The sequence below is a fragment of the Candidatus Thermoplasmatota archaeon genome (assembly GCA_018814355.1).
GTDB lineage: Archaea > Thermoplasmatota > Thermoplasmata > UBA10834 > UBA10834 > COMBO-56-21.
This window is the reverse complement of sequence record JAHIZT010000116.1, coordinates 20,440-35,115: the sequence shown is the minus strand read 5'-3', so window position 1 is coordinate 35,115 and position 14,676 is coordinate 20,440. Positions and strand designations below refer to the sequence as shown.

The 14,676-nt window shown below is 55.6% G+C and carries 13 protein-coding genes; 8 read left to right on the top strand and 5 right to left on the bottom strand.

The genetic code is table 11. The features are described 5' to 3' along the window. Positions 1 to 317 (bottom strand): transposase (locus KJ653_08605; protein MBU0685887.1); only part of this gene is annotated, 317 nt, incomplete at its 3' end. Positions 318 to 500: 183 nt separating this feature from the next. On the opposite strand from KJ653_08605, the gene KJ653_08600 reads away from it, so the two are divergent. From KJ653_08600 to KJ653_08585, 4 genes are all read left to right on the top strand, one after another. After that, the gene (locus KJ653_08600; protein MBU0685886.1) at positions 501 to 1,604 is read left to right on the top strand and encodes a M42 family metallopeptidase; all 1,104 of its coding nucleotides are present in this window, start codon (positions 501 to 503) and stop codon (positions 1,602 to 1,604) included. A 7-nt stretch (positions 1,605 to 1,611) separates the two neighbouring features. Then, on the top strand, positions 1,612 to 2,208 hold the full coding sequence (locus KJ653_08595; GenBank protein ID MBU0685885.1) for a hypothetical protein: 597 nt from the start codon (positions 1,612 to 1,614) through the stop codon (positions 2,206 to 2,208). A 5-nt stretch (positions 2,209 to 2,213) separates the two neighbouring features. Further along, positions 2,214 to 2,702: a dCTP deaminase gene (gene dcd, locus KJ653_08590; protein MBU0685884.1), complete on the top strand. Its 489-nt coding sequence runs from the start codon at positions 2,214 to 2,216 to the stop codon at positions 2,700 to 2,702. Positions 2,703 to 2,815: 113 nt separating this feature from the next. Further along, positions 2,816 to 3,871: a hypothetical protein gene (locus KJ653_08585; protein MBU0685883.1), complete on the top strand. Its 1,056-nt coding sequence runs from the start codon at positions 2,816 to 2,818 to the stop codon at positions 3,869 to 3,871. A gap of 13 nt (positions 3,872 to 3,884) precedes the next feature. Here the strand turns inward: KJ653_08585 and KJ653_08580 are convergent, their stop codons facing one another. Further along, positions 3,885 to 4,889 (bottom strand): class I SAM-dependent methyltransferase family protein, encoded by a 1,005-nt coding sequence (locus KJ653_08580; GenBank protein MBU0685882.1) that lies wholly within the window; start codon positions 4,887 to 4,889, stop codon positions 3,885 to 3,887. Between the two features lie 107 nt (positions 4,890 to 4,996). On the opposite strand from KJ653_08580, the gene dph5 reads away from it, so the two are divergent. After that, entirely contained in the window at positions 4,997 to 5,776 is a 780-nt protein-coding gene (dph5, locus tag KJ653_08575) for a diphthine synthase (GenBank protein MBU0685881.1), read from the top strand. Positions 5,777 to 5,885: 109 nt separating this feature from the next. Here the strand turns inward: dph5 and KJ653_08570 are convergent, their stop codons facing one another. Both KJ653_08570 and KJ653_08565 read right to left on the bottom strand, forming a co-directional pair. After that, a complete protein-coding gene (locus KJ653_08570; GenBank protein MBU0685880.1) occupies positions 5,886 to 7,004 on the bottom strand; it encodes a saccharopine dehydrogenase NADP-binding domain-containing protein in 1,119 nt (372 codons plus the stop codon). Positions 7,005 to 7,181: 177 nt separating this feature from the next. Continuing rightward, positions 7,182 to 8,102, bottom strand: a complete 921-nt coding sequence (locus KJ653_08565) for a hypothetical protein (protein ID MBU0685879.1) — start codon at positions 8,100 to 8,102, stop codon at positions 7,182 to 7,184. Positions 8,103 to 8,317: 215 nt separating this feature from the next. Here KJ653_08565 and KJ653_08560 point away from each other — a divergent pair, with 215 nt between their 5' ends. From KJ653_08560 to KJ653_08550, 3 genes are read left to right on the top strand one after another with little or no spacing between them, the layout of a single operon-like run. Then, a complete protein-coding gene (locus tag KJ653_08560) occupies positions 8,318 to 10,204 on the top strand; it encodes a cation:proton antiporter (GenBank protein ID MBU0685878.1) in 1,887 nt (628 codons plus the stop codon). After that, a complete protein-coding gene (locus KJ653_08555) occupies positions 10,201 to 11,313 on the top strand; it encodes an exonuclease SbcCD subunit D (protein ID MBU0685877.1) in 1,113 nt (370 codons plus the stop codon). Before KJ653_08560 ends, KJ653_08555 begins: the two co-directional genes overlap by 4 nt. Beyond that, positions 11,310 to 13,733, top strand: a complete 2,424-nt coding sequence (locus KJ653_08550) for an SMC family ATPase (protein ID MBU0685876.1) — start codon at positions 11,310 to 11,312, stop codon at positions 13,731 to 13,733. Before KJ653_08555 ends, KJ653_08550 begins: the two co-directional genes overlap by 4 nt. Here the strand turns inward: KJ653_08550 and KJ653_08545 are convergent. Continuing rightward, entirely contained in the window at positions 13,730 to 14,632 is a 903-nt protein-coding gene (locus KJ653_08545) for a DUF72 domain-containing protein (protein ID MBU0685875.1), read from the bottom strand. The genes KJ653_08550 and KJ653_08545 overlap by 4 nt on opposite strands. Positions 14,633 to 14,676 lie beyond the last annotated feature (44 nt).

The window sequence follows — 14,676 nt, the reverse complement described above, 5'->3', positions numbered from 1 at the left end:
ATGCAACTCGTTCCATTCGGCTCCGACCGTGCGGCCATCGCTGGCTCGTATAGGATCATCATCACGTCATGCTGGAACGCGCCGGGGTCGAACCGTAGACCCCCTGCCATCCCGTTGGAGACGGCTGTCTGCAGCAGGTTCAGGCTGGCATTGATGTGCCTATCTAGGTGCCATCCGCACCCACACACGAACTCCGTGCCCATTCGGGAATCTTGTATCCCCCCACATATCGAGCACGTTCTGCGGCTGTGCCTGGGAAAGTCTTGGTCGACTCGAAGGTACGACTCCAGGCTTGACACGACACCATTGACTGGCATCACCTCACTCACCGCGTTTCCGCTATCAAGACTCCGCCATTACATGCAGTGCTGGGAGGTCAGGGCGTAACCGCCTCGATCTCCTCATCACCCGACTTGCTACAGAACACAGGGACAGCAAGGGTTATCTATGGTCAACCAGATGCGCGCAACAAGGTGAATATCGTGATAGACCATCAAGCAATGAAATTCCTCGAAGAGCTGACCAACAGTTTCGGCCCATCAGGGTTCGAAAGGGAACCTGCAAGGATCGTCAAGAAATACGTGTCGAGGTACTCCGACAAGGTCTATACAGACAAACTCGGCACAGTGATGTTCAGCAAGAGGGGGACATCTGACAGCCCGGTCGTGCTGCTCCCTGGGCACGTCGACGAGGTCGGATTCATAATATCGTCCATCAACAAGCACGGATTCCTCACGTTCAATCCTCTTGGTGGTTGGTTCGATCAGGTTCTGCTGGGCCAGAGGGTGCTTGTGAAGACCGACAAGAGCGTCCTGCCCGGTGTAATCGCAGCGAAGCCGCCTCACCTGATGCCGGCAGATGAGCGGTCGAAGGTCGTCGTGAAAGAGAAGATGTTCATCGACATCGGGGCTTCGAACGAGGACGAGGCGAAGGCCATGGGCGTCAGGATCGGAAACCCGGTCATCCCGGATTCGCATTTCTCGACAATGGATAAGAAGATCTTCAAAGACGGCAAGAGGAAGGGATCTGACACCATCGCCATCGGAAAGGCCTTCGATGACAGGATCGGTGCATGGACCGCGGTGGAGGTTGTCAGGATGCTGGCAGAGAAGAATATCAAGCATCCGAACACGGTGATCGGGGCCGCGACGACGCAGGAGGAAGTTGGGCTTAGGGGCGCGCGCACGACAGCCTTCGTTGTGAAACCTGATGTCTGCCTCACGCTTGAAGTCGACGTCTCCGGAGATGTTCCAGGTATCGAGCCGAACGAGGCCCCTACTAAGATGGGGTTGGGCCCCTCCGTCACGACCTATGACAGCTCGATGATCCCGAACCAGGGACTTGTGGACCTTGTCATCAAGACCGCAACGAAGCGCAAGATACCTTACCAACTCTCGCAGATCGCAAGAGGAGGCACCGACGCAGGGGTGATCCACATCGCGAATGCGGGCTGTCCGAGCATCGTCATCGGTGTCCCGACGAGGCACATCCACTCGCACGTTGGACTGTTCAGCATGGCCGATGCTGAGAACTGCGTGAAGTTGATTATCGAGCTCATAAAGGTGCTTGACAAGAAGACCGTCGCGGCTTTCACAGAGGTATGAGTCGAAGATGGCCCGGATGTCCTACTCGCTCGATCCTGTACTACTGAAAGACCTCACAGAGGCAAAGGCTGCGCTTGCGAGGCATGGAATCGTAATCATCAGGGGGGTGGAGACCGACCTTGAGCCTGCAATCATGGCAGAGGTCAAGGACTCAATGGCATCATCCCCCAAGAGGCTTGCGCAACTGAAGGACGAGGAGCTGGACAGATACGCGGAGTCGATGCGGAAGGCGGCGATTGGCTCGGCATATGAGCTCAAGGACCTCTATACGCGGCTGCTTGCGAAGCTGGGAACTGAGTTCCTCGGGGAGCTGGTGAAGGAACTCGAAGGGATAGACCAGCTGTTCAAATGGGAGAGGATATCGAGATCCGTGCAACCCGTGAACGACCTCCTCGAGAGCAAGGGATTCCGTTCGATTGAGCTGACCGGGCCAGAGGCGCTTTCTGACGCGTTCAAGGTCGAGCTGGAGGAGAGATGGGAGGCCGCTTTCACCAGATTCAAATTGCTGGCGGAGCAGGTCGCTGAGGAGATCAAGCGCCAGGAAGAGGAGGAGGCGAAGCGCACGCCTGTCGCTGAGTCCAAGAAGGGGCGCAAGAAGGTGTAGGTGCGATGGCAGTCCTCTCAGACACAGATATCCTAGCCATGCTTTCTGACGGCGATCTCAAGATTGAGGGATACACAGAGAAGAACCTCACGCCGAATGGCTATGATGTGACAATCGAGGAGATATGGATACCCTCCATCGACAAGAGGTTCAAGGACGGGACCGTCAGGGTTCCGGGGGACTCATGGTTCGTCATCGGCACCAAGGAATACCTCGTTCTGCCGCTCACTCTGGTGGCCGAGATTTGGATCAGGACCACTTGGGTCCGCAAGGGCATATTGTCTTCTTTTGGTAGAATCGATGCTGGATTCAATGGTAACCTGACTTTTTCCGCATACAACGCCTCGAAGGACGAGGTGGAGGTCCCGATTGGCGAGAGGTTTGCACAGGTAGTGTTCGAGGAGTTGCGCTCGCCCCCGAAAAAAAGCTACAAAGAACGGTCGGGGAACTACCACGGACAGAGGGGCATCACATTGTCCCCCAAGAAGGATTGAGACGGAGAGATTTCCCAGCTGGTCAGCCCTGTGTCTGAGGACAGATTCAGACGAATCGACTGAAACTGCTAAGCAAAGAATAACCCCTGCTGAGACAATCACCGCTGTCGTTCATGCTGCTTTCCGAGATAGACAGAGTGGTTCAGGAATCTGCCAGGAAACTGCTGCAGGTGTCTGTCCCGCCAGTCAAGTACTGGTTGTTGGTGGACACGCTCGGCAAGGATGAACGTGACCCACTCGTGCAGAGAATCGGCGCTGAGTGCCGGACGTACCCACCGAAGGTGAGACTCCTTAGGACTCAGCGGGAGGACGGGACCTGGCCGATATCCAAAGCCAGAAAAGCAGAGGAGGATGCTGGCCCCGGTCCTCCGGTTGGATGGACATACATCACAATGCTCAGGAACCTCCAATTGCTGGAGGACTGCTATACGAGCAGGAGTGAAGGTCACATCTCCGCTGCCCTCGAGAAGATCCTCAGCTGGCAGAAGAAGGAAGGGTACATCCTGGGTCCAAAACACGACCTCTTTCCGCTCCCCCACTACAACGGATACGCCTTGAGGAACCTCCTCATCTATGGAATGGAGGACGACCCCAGAGTGAAGAAACTGGCTGACTGGCTTCTGAGCATCCAGAGGCATGACGGTGGTTGGGTGATTCCGTACCTTGAAGATGTCAAGTACTTGCCAGAGTACAGGCACATGAAGGTGAACGATTTCATGCAACTGGTGCGTAACGGCGACACTCCAAAGTCCGACCCGCGAGGATTCAGGGATGTCCCGAGCTGCATCTGGACAACCATGATGGTTGTTCGCGGTCTTGCCCGGGGCAGCGAGTACCGCCGTAGAAGAGAGCTCCTGAAGGGCGCGGACTTCTTCCTCGACAGGTTCTTCAAGAAGAACCCGCACGAGGCTTACTATCATTCGGAGAAGAATTGGACCCAGCTCAAGTACCCGCCCTATCCCGGTAACGGCATCAGCGCTCTGTATTTGCTGACTATCCTCGGCTATGGTCCAAGCGACGAGCGGATGGAGAAGCCTATTCGATGGCTTCTGAACGTCAGACACACAGATGGTTTCTGGTGGCAATCTGATAGACCCCATGCTCAGAAGGACCAGTGGATCACTGGCTTCGCAGTCGATATCCTAAATAGGTACGCAAAGAACCGGTAGAAGGCAGAGTAAATCAGAGGAACTGCAGATCCAGGCCGTAGAAGGTCATGGTTGGGGAGTAGCTCTTGACCTTCCTCCTAGCCAGCTCCTTCACGACCCTTCCCTCTCTTCTTGCCGTATCTGCGATCTCGTCGAGTCTCGGTTGTAGTGCTGCGTCCTCCATGATCTCGTAATAATGGATTGACCCGCCAGGCTTCAGGGCCCTGAGCGCGTCAGCGACGAATCCGCTCGCATCATGCGGTAGATTCATGATTATCCTGTCCGCCTTCTCCAGCTTGGCAATCTCCTCCCTCGCATCGCCCAGGATCGGAGTTACAGCCACCGCCTTGTTGAGCGCGATGTTCTCCTTCATGAATCTGAGCGCCTCCGGGTTCAGGTCAATGGCGTAAACGACCTTGGGAGAGCGGGTCTTGGCAATTAGTACTGAAAACGGTCCGATGCCCGCGAACATGTCGATGACTACCTCGCCCGCTTCAACCTGTCTGGCGACGATCTCCCTCTCAGTGGCCAGCCTGGGAGAGAAAAAGACCTTGGCTACGTCCATCCTGAAGGTCATTCCGTACTCTCTATGGACGGTCTCCGTCGTCTTATCCCCGGCAACTATTTTCACGTTCCTGGTCCTGAATTCATCCACGATCCCAGAATCCATGCAAACGGTCTTTATTGACTTCTGAGTCGCGATGATGGCTTTGCCGATTTGAGGGGCATACGGCGCCACCTCATCGGCCATCTTGACCAGCGCGATGGAACCGAGCGTGTCATAGGATGACGGAAGCAGTGGTCTGAGCTCCTCTGGAACGTCCACGAGCACCCGGTAGTCGGTCACCTGCTCCTCGACCTCCTTGAAACCCGCCGTCTCGACAGGGTATCCGAGGTCGATCCTCTGTGATATGGGCAGGTAGACGTTCTTCGCATCTGAGCGGATCTGAAGATCCCTTCGCAGAATGCTCTTCTCGAGGAGTCTGCGCCGAACGGGTTCGGCCTTCTTCTTCGGAACCACTAGGCAAAGGGAGTCCATCGAACAAGCAAATCAACCTATTCGATAGATAATGCAATCGGAGCCCGGGCCCATGGAAGGTTACTTCATTCGGATTGAGGATTCACAGACCGATGACGAGGAAAGGCGTGCTGGTGTTCGTAGGCCTGGGCCTTCATGATGAGGACGGTGTCAGCGAGAGGGGCCTAAAGGAGATCCTTTCCGCAGACCTCGTCCTTGCGGAAGTCTACACATCTGCGTTGTCCGAGGGATCACTAGACAGACTCGCAAAGAGGTCCGGAAAAAGGATCGAGCTCCTTGACCGGGCGGCTGTCGAGGACGGTAAGAGAATCTTGGAGGCGAGCGAGAACAAGAGAGTCGTCCTGCTCATCGTCGGAGACCCCATGACTGCCACGACACACGTAGACCTCCGCTTGAGAGCAGCCGAGGCAGGGATAGAGACACATGTCGTTCATGGTGCGTCGGTGTTGACCGCGGTTCCTGGACTCCTCGGCCTGCAGCACTACAAGTTCGGCAGGACAACGACGCTGCCGTTCCCACAGGAGGGCTATTCGCCAACAAGCCCTTACGATGTCATTGATGAGAACTTGTCCAGGGACCTTCACACGCTTGTTCTCCTCGACATTGATGCCGAGAACTCGCGATACATGACGGCCAATGAGGGGCTGCATCTGCTTCTGGACATGGAGAGGCGCGTGGGACGTGGAATCATTTCGGAGGGCACTCTGGTATGCGCCGTTGCGAGGGCGGGATCGCGAGACTGCGTGGTCAGGGCCGGCATTCTGGGCGACCTCCTATCCACCGACTTCGGACCTCCCCTACATACAATCGTCGTGCCCGGAAAGCTCCATTTCCTTGAGGAGGATGCGCTACGGGTGTTCGCTGGGAAGACGAGCCCTCACACGTGAGCCGGCCTGATGAACAAGAGCATCTGGACTTGGCTCCAACACGCAGTCGAGGCAGGAAGCGAGAGTAGGGTTGGGATGGAGTGAGTAGCCTCTCCCAGTCAGTGTTCGATCACATTCTGACAATCTCTTGCTTCACGACGAGACCCTTCGATGGGAGGCGAGCGATGAACTTGTCTGGAGGCAGTTGTTCCGGGACGACCAGGCCCTTCTCTCGCACCTCACCCGCAATCAGCATCTCTGTCGCGACAGCTCCGCCCACTCCGACAAGGTAGCCCGTGGCGTTGCTTCCGCAGAGTTCAAATGCCTTCTCATGGGACATCATGGTCCAGGTCTTGACCTTCGTCCTCTCATGTCCCTTTAGCCCGACGACTTCGACCAATATGCAGGCGTACCCCTTGACCTTCCCGGCCAAGTCCACCGGCCGAGGCATAAGAGCGACCACGACGTCCAACGGTCTCACTTTGACGCCCTTGACATCGACCTCCTTCAGGCTATGGAGACCTATCTTCCTGAGCATGTTTGCGGTCTTCGCGAAGTTGTCGTCTATTGCTATCTGGAAATCGGCGTGCCTGAGACCTTTGATGAACCTCGGCATCAGGTAAGTCTCCTCATGATTCGTTTGGTACACGGGAAGCGGACCAAGGGGTGGCGGGAAATCATAGACCTCCCGGCGACTTAGCGGAGGTACATAGGTCATCTCCCCGTTCTTGAAAACGGCCGCGGGGACGGTCACTTCCTCTAGAAGATCTATGGGGGACCACAGCGAGAAAAAGTCGTAGCCCTCCGCGACACCACTATCGCCATCTTTAACGTGCGCCTCTTCAGCCACGTCCAACTTGCTTGCTCCGTGGACTGCGAAGACATCGGAGATGCCAGGATCCTCCCCTGTGGAGGTGAGAGCCGTGATGCCGGCATCCCTGCACTCTGATCTGACTTTCTCGAAGTCCTCCATCGATTCCACAGGAAGGCAGAAATCCACATAGTCTATCCCCAGGTCGATGGCAGTGTCCAGAACCTGTCTGTTCAACTGCCAAGGCATTGAGCTCACGACTATGTCCTTTCCTTTCAATAACCTTCTAAGATCCCTGGGATCCGTCCCGTCCACCTTCGCCGTGGAGATCTTTCCGCTCTTGATCCTAGCGGCCATTGCCTCGGCGGCATCGGTCTTTGCATCAGCAAGGACCAGCTCAACCACTTTGGGGTTCCTTTCGAGTTGTTCCGCACACACTAGCCCTGTTATTCCACATCCGAGCTGAACCACTTTCGTTCTTCCGCCCTCAGGCCCCCCAATATGCCTAGCAATAGATAGTGGTTTCCGGTTGCCTTCATAAACTACCGTAAAATTCAATAATTAATATTATAATTTCGTATATTTTATTCTCTGTACGGGAAGGAGCCGTCCCCGTCATCTCTTTCTGCAGAGCAAGATGCTAAGTCGAATTCTTTCGCCAAGGGATGGGTCCGCATACATGCCCCAGAGTGTCCTTGCTCCGGGCAACTTCTGCTCAATACCGGCAAGTATCTTGTCCATCTCTTTGTCCCAAGGATCGGCAGCGGAATAGACGGTCACGGCGGCGGTCGCTTCATTCAGGTCGTAGTCGAACCATGGTGAGCTCATCGCCTCATCAACAACCCTCTCGACACGATCGTCTCCTCGGGCTAGCCCCAGCCCGAATCTCCCATAGGTGGCATCCCCGACGATCTGCTTGAAAACGCTCAGATCGGTCCTAGCCATTGTCTTCGAAAGATCCATCACTGGCCTCAGCATGATACCGTTCAGGATACCGAATGCCCTTGAGAGCGGCAGGTTCGGCGCCAAGGAAGATAGCTTGTCGTTGTCGAACTCCACGCATAACGCACAGCTCTTTTCAAGGTCGTTCAATGTCTTTGACGCCACCTCTCTCCTTCTGAAGCTCTCTGCCGAGAACGGCGTCGCCGCGAAGACTACTCCCATCGCCCCCTTTGCTTTCGCGATAGAAGAGAACATCTTCGCACCAAGGCTACCGGTGGTTCCGCCTAGGCCGCACATCAGGAAAGCGAGCTCCGTGTTGTTGAACACGTCCAACAGTTCATGACCGACTACAGATGGGAGGCGCCTGACAATGTCTGGATCCGAATCGGAGACTCCGATCAACCTGTCCTGTCCTATGAGAACCTTCCTTTCCGCGTGCGACCTGGCCAGGTCGGCACTCGAAGTCGAGAATGCCACTGTTGGATATGCCACTCCTTCGATGATGTTGCACCCGGCGCTGCCTATCCCGAATAGTTTCGCTCGGACGGGCTGATCGTCTGGCGACTGGAAAAACCTGGTCCTGTAGTTTGACATCCCGAGCCAATGATAGCCCTGCAGCCACTTTAATTTTTCAGGGACTGTGCAGTCGTACAACTTCCATCGAGAGCCACCCTTAAGTAACAAGAAGCACATGCGTGAGCCAGAGTGTCCGCATGGACCGATTGGACGGACTCGCATACCGCTCTCTGAGGCGTTGCGAGCAGGCCTCCGCCGGCTGAGCCGAACCACTGAGAAATGGTGCAGTTAGAATGCTAGACCTGCAGACGGGATTCCTCATCAACATGGCGGTCGTAATAGCGGTCGCGGCCATCATCGTCATCCTTTTCAACCGCCTGAAGCAACCTCTGATCCTCGGATACCTTGTAGCAGGGATGGTTGCAGGACCGTTCGTGATATCGGCTGAGTACGCGGTATCGTCCACCAGCGGCGACATGGTGATCTCGGCCGAACCTGTCATCCAGATGCTTGCCAAGATGGGAATCATTCTGATTACTTTCACGATAGGCCTCGAGTTCAGCCTCAAACGTCTCAGGAAGATAGGCGTGAGCATGATTGCTGCTGCGAGCCTTGAGATTATCCTCATGATTGGGATAGGATACCAGCTTGGCAGAGCGCTAGGATGGACCTCCCTCGAGGCGTCTTTGCTGGGAGCGATGCTCTCAGTAGCCTCAACGATGATAATCGTAAGGTCGCTAAGGGAGAGGGGAGGGCTCGACAACGAGCGTGCACGGCTGATTGTTGGGCTGCTCGTAGTTGAGGATTTCGCGGCCGTCCTCATCCTCGCAGCGGTTTCTGGACTCATCTCCCAGGGAGGCGTCAGTCCGGGACAACTCGCAGATTTGGCCCTGAAGATGGGCATTTTCGTCGCGGCGTCCATAGTCTTCGGCCTTGCTGTGGTGCCCCGCCTGGTAGACTATGTGGGCAAGCAGCGCTCCACCGAGCTACTCGTGCTGACCGTCCTGGGCCTATGCTTCTCGATGGCTGTCTTCGCGAGCTACATCGGATTCTCGGAGGCCATTGGTGCGTTCGTGATGGGCGTAATCGTCTCAGAATCGAAGTTCTTGGGCGATGTCGTCAGAAAGATCGAACCCATCAGGGATCTGTTCGGGGCGATGTTCTTCATCACAGTTGGGATGTTGGTGGACCTCGCGCTCTTCACTCAGCCCAGGTTCCTAGTCACAACGGCTATCATCACTGCGGTCTTCCTCATGGCCAAGATGTTCTCCTGCACCTTATCCACGTTCATCTTTGGATTCGGCGCAAGGAACTCCATAGGTGCTGGATTGAGCATGATCGCTATTGGGGAGTTCTCGCTGATGATAGCTGCCATCGCGATAGGCACCACCGCACACCCGACAAGCATAAGGACGGAGATCAACCTCTATCCGACTATCGTCCTTGTCACAACGATTTCGGCGCTCGTTGTCCCGTATAGCGTGAAGTTCTCGGACAAGGCGACCAAGGCAATAGAGGAGAAGGTGCCCAGATCGTTCCTGTTCATGGCGTCGTATTTCAACCTCGTTGTAAGGAACATGCGCAGTCGCTCGAAATCGTCTCTCCGCTTGTCAAACGAGATGAGGGGCGATATTTCTAGACTGTTCGTGTACATAATCATCATGGTATCGGTCGTCGCATTGGCCGTCGGCATCGCCCCGGACATTTCTGACTACGCCTACCTAGTGGGGGGCAACGAGGATCTCATACTGTTCATACTAGTGACGGGGTCGCTGATAGTTGTAGAATCGGCCATGTTCGGAATCTGGAGCAGGACCATAAGACTCATCGAGGTCTCCACGAGCGAGGCCATGCTCAGCACGAGATCCGCTGAGAAAATCGGGTATCAAGACACCGCCAAAGCCCTGAAGTGGATCTTTCTCGCGTTCTACATGATCGTCGGATTCGTAGTGGTCTTTCCCCTGGTTCACTCAATGGTTCAACAGGGGCTCGTATTTGCTTTGCTGGCAGTATCCATCATCGCTGTGGCCATCATCGCGGTCTGGGGTTCCGTGAAGACGATAGACAGGAAGCTGGCTGAGATCTTCGAGCACAAGGGAGCCCCCCCGTTCAGCGACTCGTCGGCCGACCTCGCAGAGATCGAGGACATCATAGCGACGACGGAGCGTGGCAGGCATTGAGAGTCGTTCACATCTCAGACAGCCACCTCGGGTACAGCGCGTACTCGAAGCTGGACGTGGCAGAGGGCATAAACCAGCGGGAGGCGGACTTCTACCATGCGTTCCAGGAGGCGTTCGACAAGATCATAGAGCTCAGGCCAGACTTCGTCATTCATTCTGGGGACCTCTTCGACACTGTGAGACCTCAGAACCGGGCGATCGACTTCGCACTGCGCCAACTCATCAGATTGAGCGATGCTGGAATCGAGACGATACTGATATCGGGGAATCACTCGACACCCAGGCTACGAGAGACAGGCAACATATTCAGGATATTCGAACACCTCAAACATGTCCATCCAGTGCATGAACCGGGCGGAAAGGCCATCACTGTAGGGGACGCGACCGTCTATGCGATCCCCCATTCCGTCAGCCCATCACTCTCAGAGACAACCGCAGGTTTGAAGCCAACGCGTGATACGAAGCTGAGCGTCTTAGCTCTCCACGCTGGCATTGCCGACTCTGATACTTACAAGATGGATGAGTTCAACGAGCAGACGGTGCCGTTCAGCAACATCGATTCTGGGTGGGACTACGTCGCCCTGGGCCACTATCACGAGTTCAAGGAACTGGGCAAGATGATATGCTACTCTGGATCGACCGAGCGGCTGAGCTTCAGCGAGGCGGGTCAGAAGAAAGGGATTGTCGAGGTCGATCTGGACGCTCATAGGGTCACTTTTCACGAGCTCAAGGTCAGGGACATGCTGGACATGGATGTCTTGGACGCCGCGAACCTGACGTCCTCGGAGATCCTCAAGGAGGCGAGGGACATGATCAGCTCCGCGTCAATCGACGAGAAGGTCGTGAGACTGGTCATCAAGAATGTCGCCCCGGACGCCTATCGCGCTCTTGACATGCCAACGATACGGAAGCTCGGCACCAGCGCGTTGCACTTCGATCTCAGAGTTGACAGAATCGACGTTGCGGGCGGGAAGCAGGCAGGGGACACCCAGATCGGGCTTCTCATGGACGAGTTCAAGAAATACGTTACTTCGTTGGACATGTCCGACGATAAGAAGAGCAGGCTGATGGAGATGGGCTTGCCGTACCTCACGAAGGGAGAGGAATGAGGATATCTTACTTCGAGCTCAAGAACTACAGGCGGTTCAAGGAGCTCAAGCTCCAATTCCCAGACGGAATTGTCGGGATCCTAGGCCTCAACGGCGTTGGTAAGACGACCGTGATTGAGGCGATCGCATGGGCACTCTTCGGCAATGTGGATGAAGTCGTCAGAACCTCCAGAGAGAGCGTGCGGAGATCAGGAGCGGGCAAAAGCGACACCTGCTCAGCCTTGCTCGAGTTCGAACTCGGAGGACAGGAATACAGGATCGTCCGCGAGATGGGCGGGAAGAGCCTTACGATGCGGGCGGAACTCTGGAGCCAGGAGAAGCGACTTGCCGAGGGTGACAAACCGGTCCGGAACATGGTCGAGAAGTTGATCGGCATGGACCACAAGTCGTTCTTCACATCCGTCTTCGCCAGACAGAAGGAGCTCAACGCCCTCCAGAACGTGGCAGCTGGTGAGAGGAAGAAGGTGGTCCTTAGGATGCTGAGGATCGATGGAGTCGATTCAGTCTTAACCGAGGTCCGCGCGGACAGGAAGGACGCGCTCTCGAGAATCGAGGGCGCAGAGAAGACTCTCATGACCGAGGACGGCAGAGAACGGCAGAAGGTGTTGGCTGAGAGGATACCGGAATTGGACAACATCTTCGAGTCCGCGTCCAAGGAGCTCATGACAGCCGAAGAGAAGGAAAGGCTGGCAGCGGCCGAGTTCGAGGCCGTCAAGAAACGAAGGGACGAACTCAAGAAGGACGTGGATGCGTACAACTCATCTGCGAGCGACCTGAAGGCAAAGCAGATGCAGATAGGAGAGATGAGGAAGAGGGAGAAGAGCATCTCCATCAGGATTGCTGAAACGAACGCGAGACTCCAGAGATTGCCAGAGCTCGAGAAGGAGGAGCGGAGATGGAAGGAGACCTCTCAGAAGAAGGAGGCCCTTGACCGGGAGAAGGCCAAGAACGACAAGGCCCGGATGATACAGCAGGAGATCGCCTCCGATGAGAAGGAGGAGGCCCGCCGGCTGGAAGAGCTCGCCAAGACAAGGCCAACGGTCGGCAGCCTCCAAGATGTCGTGTCCAAGATAGACGAAGTGGAGAAGGCCAAGTCCGACTGCCAGACCCAGGCCGCTCAGTTCTCGGGACGTATCGGCGAGCTGAGAGCGATGATGGCTGAGAGGCGAGAGGCGTCAATCAAAGACCAGAAGAAGCTTGAGGAGATTAGGGCGGCCGGCAAGCAAGGCTTATGTCCGACCTGTGAGCGCACGCTCGAGGACGCCTACGACCTCCTCGTAGGGAAGCTAGCGGAGAGCTCCTCAGAGGCTCAGAAAACCGCCGCGGAAGCCTCGACATCAATCAATGGACTAGAAGCTGAGAAGAGAGACTTGGCGAGCAAGCTAGAGGCTCTTGGGAAGAAGCGGCTAAACCTAGACCAGCAGCTCAAGAAGATGAATCAGTTGGAGACCGCGATTCAAGGAATGGAGTCGGAGCTTGGAAAGGTCAGGGTCAGGCTGGCGCAGAGGAAGAAGACTCTTTCCGAGCTCGGCGAAATCAAGTTCTCGGACGAGGAGCACGCAAAGGTCGGAGCGGAGCATGTCAGGCTCAAGCAGGTTCACGATGAATACCTAGAGCTCAAGAGCCTCAGGACTCAGACTGAACACTACGCGCGCGACCTTGAGGATGCCCGCAACGCAATCAACAAGGGGCTCGGTGAGGAGGAGCAGTTCAAGATCATCGTCGCAACACTTGAACCGAAGAAGAACCAGTACGATTCAACAATAAAGGAACTTGATGAAAAAACGGCAAAGCTAAGTTCGATCAAGGATTTGGTCCGGAAGCTTGGTAGCTCCAAGGAGAAAGCGCATTCCGAACTTGAGCGCGCGCGCAAAGATATCGAGGAGATCGCTCGGGTCAAGAAGGCCATCGAGAAGGACAGAAAGGCGGCGGAGGAGCTTGCGCTGCTCGAGGATGTCGTGGTCAACTTCAAGGATCACCTGATCGGGAGAATCGCCCCCGTGCTCTCGGAGCTGACCTCCAAGGGTCTTGAATCGATGACTGAGGGGAAGTACACGAGAGTCGAACTGGACGAGAACTACGAGATGCAGATCGACGACCAAGGAACCGCGTATCCGATAGACAGGTTCTCAGGTGGAGAATCGGACCTGGCCAACCTGAGCCTCAGACTGGCCATCTCGAGGATAATCGCAGACAGAACCGGAGCCACCCCGATCAACTTCCTCATACTCGACGAGATATTCGGTTCCCAGGACCCGAACAGGAAGAGGAGCGTCATGATCGCCCTGTCCCGGCTCTCCACCCAGTTCAGGCAGATATTCCTCATAACGCACATCGAGGACATCAAGGACTCGATGAACTATGTTATCAGGGTCGAGGAACAGGAAGACGGCACCAGCAAGGCCGAACTGACCAGCTAAGACCCGCCGAATTTCCCGAGAGTCATCTGGTCTTGGATGTCTATGTCCCGTTCCTCATGCGGGACGCTGAGCAGGTCCATCACCTGAAAGGCGTTCTTGACCGCCTTGGCCCGGCCGTGGTTGTTGAAATATATCCTAGCTGTCTCGGAGTTAGAGACTATTTCCTGTATTCTGGGCTTCCACGATTCCAGCTGGTCGTGCGGATAGAGGTAGTCATATCTGTTTAGCCTGTAGTCGTCCTCGGTCTCGTCCTTGAACCAGATGTCGTAGTTCCGCCCGTGGAATCTGATATAGGCGTGCTTCGCCGTCAAAGATCGCGTGACGGGGAAGCCAGGACCATCGACGATCGTGTTTGCCACTCCGTACTCCTGCAGGGTCTCCAGGGCATCTGCGGACAGCTCGTTGCCACGTTCATTCAGCCAGCTCCTGTGTCTGAATTCAACAGCGTAGTCGTAGACATCCGTTTCGAGCATGTCGAAAAGCGCCCTCAATTTCCCCAGGCTCTCCCGCCCTTCGAACCTGAAGTAGGGCGTCAGCTGAATCAATACCCCGCCCAGAAGGCCCGCCTCGTGAAGTGGTCTGACACATATGTCCTCGAAGCTGGAGGCCTGCGCGGCCGCCTTCTCACCGTCCGATTTGAGTATCGATTCGTGGGTCACAATCTGGGGCAGCTTGACTGAAAACTCGAATCCTGGTTTCTGCTTCCCTCGCTCGACCCAGGACTTGACCATGAACTCGTTCGGTGCCCTGTAGAAGGTGGAGTTTATCTCAACGGTGGAGAAGAATCTGGAGTAATAGGACAACCACTCCCCCTTCTTCTTCGCAAGGTCGCTCGGGTAGAATCTCCCCACCCAATCGTCGTACGACCAGCCAGAGCAGCCGATCAGTGCGGCCATCATGTTTTCGGATGTCCTGTGGATATAAAAAGGAATTGGCCACAGCC

Coding starts and splice junctions, on each gene's coding strand:
- KJ653_08550 (MBU0685876.1), top strand. CDS start 11,310: ATGAGGATATCTTACTTCGAGCTCAAGAACTACAGGCGGTTCAAGGAG.
- KJ653_08565 (MBU0685879.1), bottom strand. CDS start 8,102: ATGTCAAACTACAGGACCAGGTTTTTCCAGTCGCCAGACGATCAGCCC.
- dcd (MBU0685884.1), top strand. CDS start 2,214: ATGGCAGTCCTCTCAGACACAGATATCCTAGCCATGCTTTCTGACGGC.
- KJ653_08560 (MBU0685878.1), top strand. CDS start 8,318: ATGCTAGACCTGCAGACGGGATTCCTCATCAACATGGCGGTCGTAATA.
- KJ653_08595 (MBU0685885.1), top strand. CDS start 1,612: ATGGCCCGGATGTCCTACTCGCTCGATCCTGTACTACTGAAAGACCTC.
- KJ653_08585 (MBU0685883.1), top strand. CDS start 2,816: ATGCTGCTTTCCGAGATAGACAGAGTGGTTCAGGAATCTGCCAGGAAA.
- KJ653_08545 (MBU0685875.1), bottom strand. CDS start 14,632: ATGATGGCCGCACTGATCGGCTGCTCTGGCTGGTCGTACGACGATTGG.
- KJ653_08600 (MBU0685886.1), top strand. CDS start 501: ATGAAATTCCTCGAAGAGCTGACCAACAGTTTCGGCCCATCAGGGTTC.
- KJ653_08580 (MBU0685882.1), bottom strand. CDS start 4,889: ATGGACTCCCTTTGCCTAGTGGTTCCGAAGAAGAAGGCCGAACCCGTT.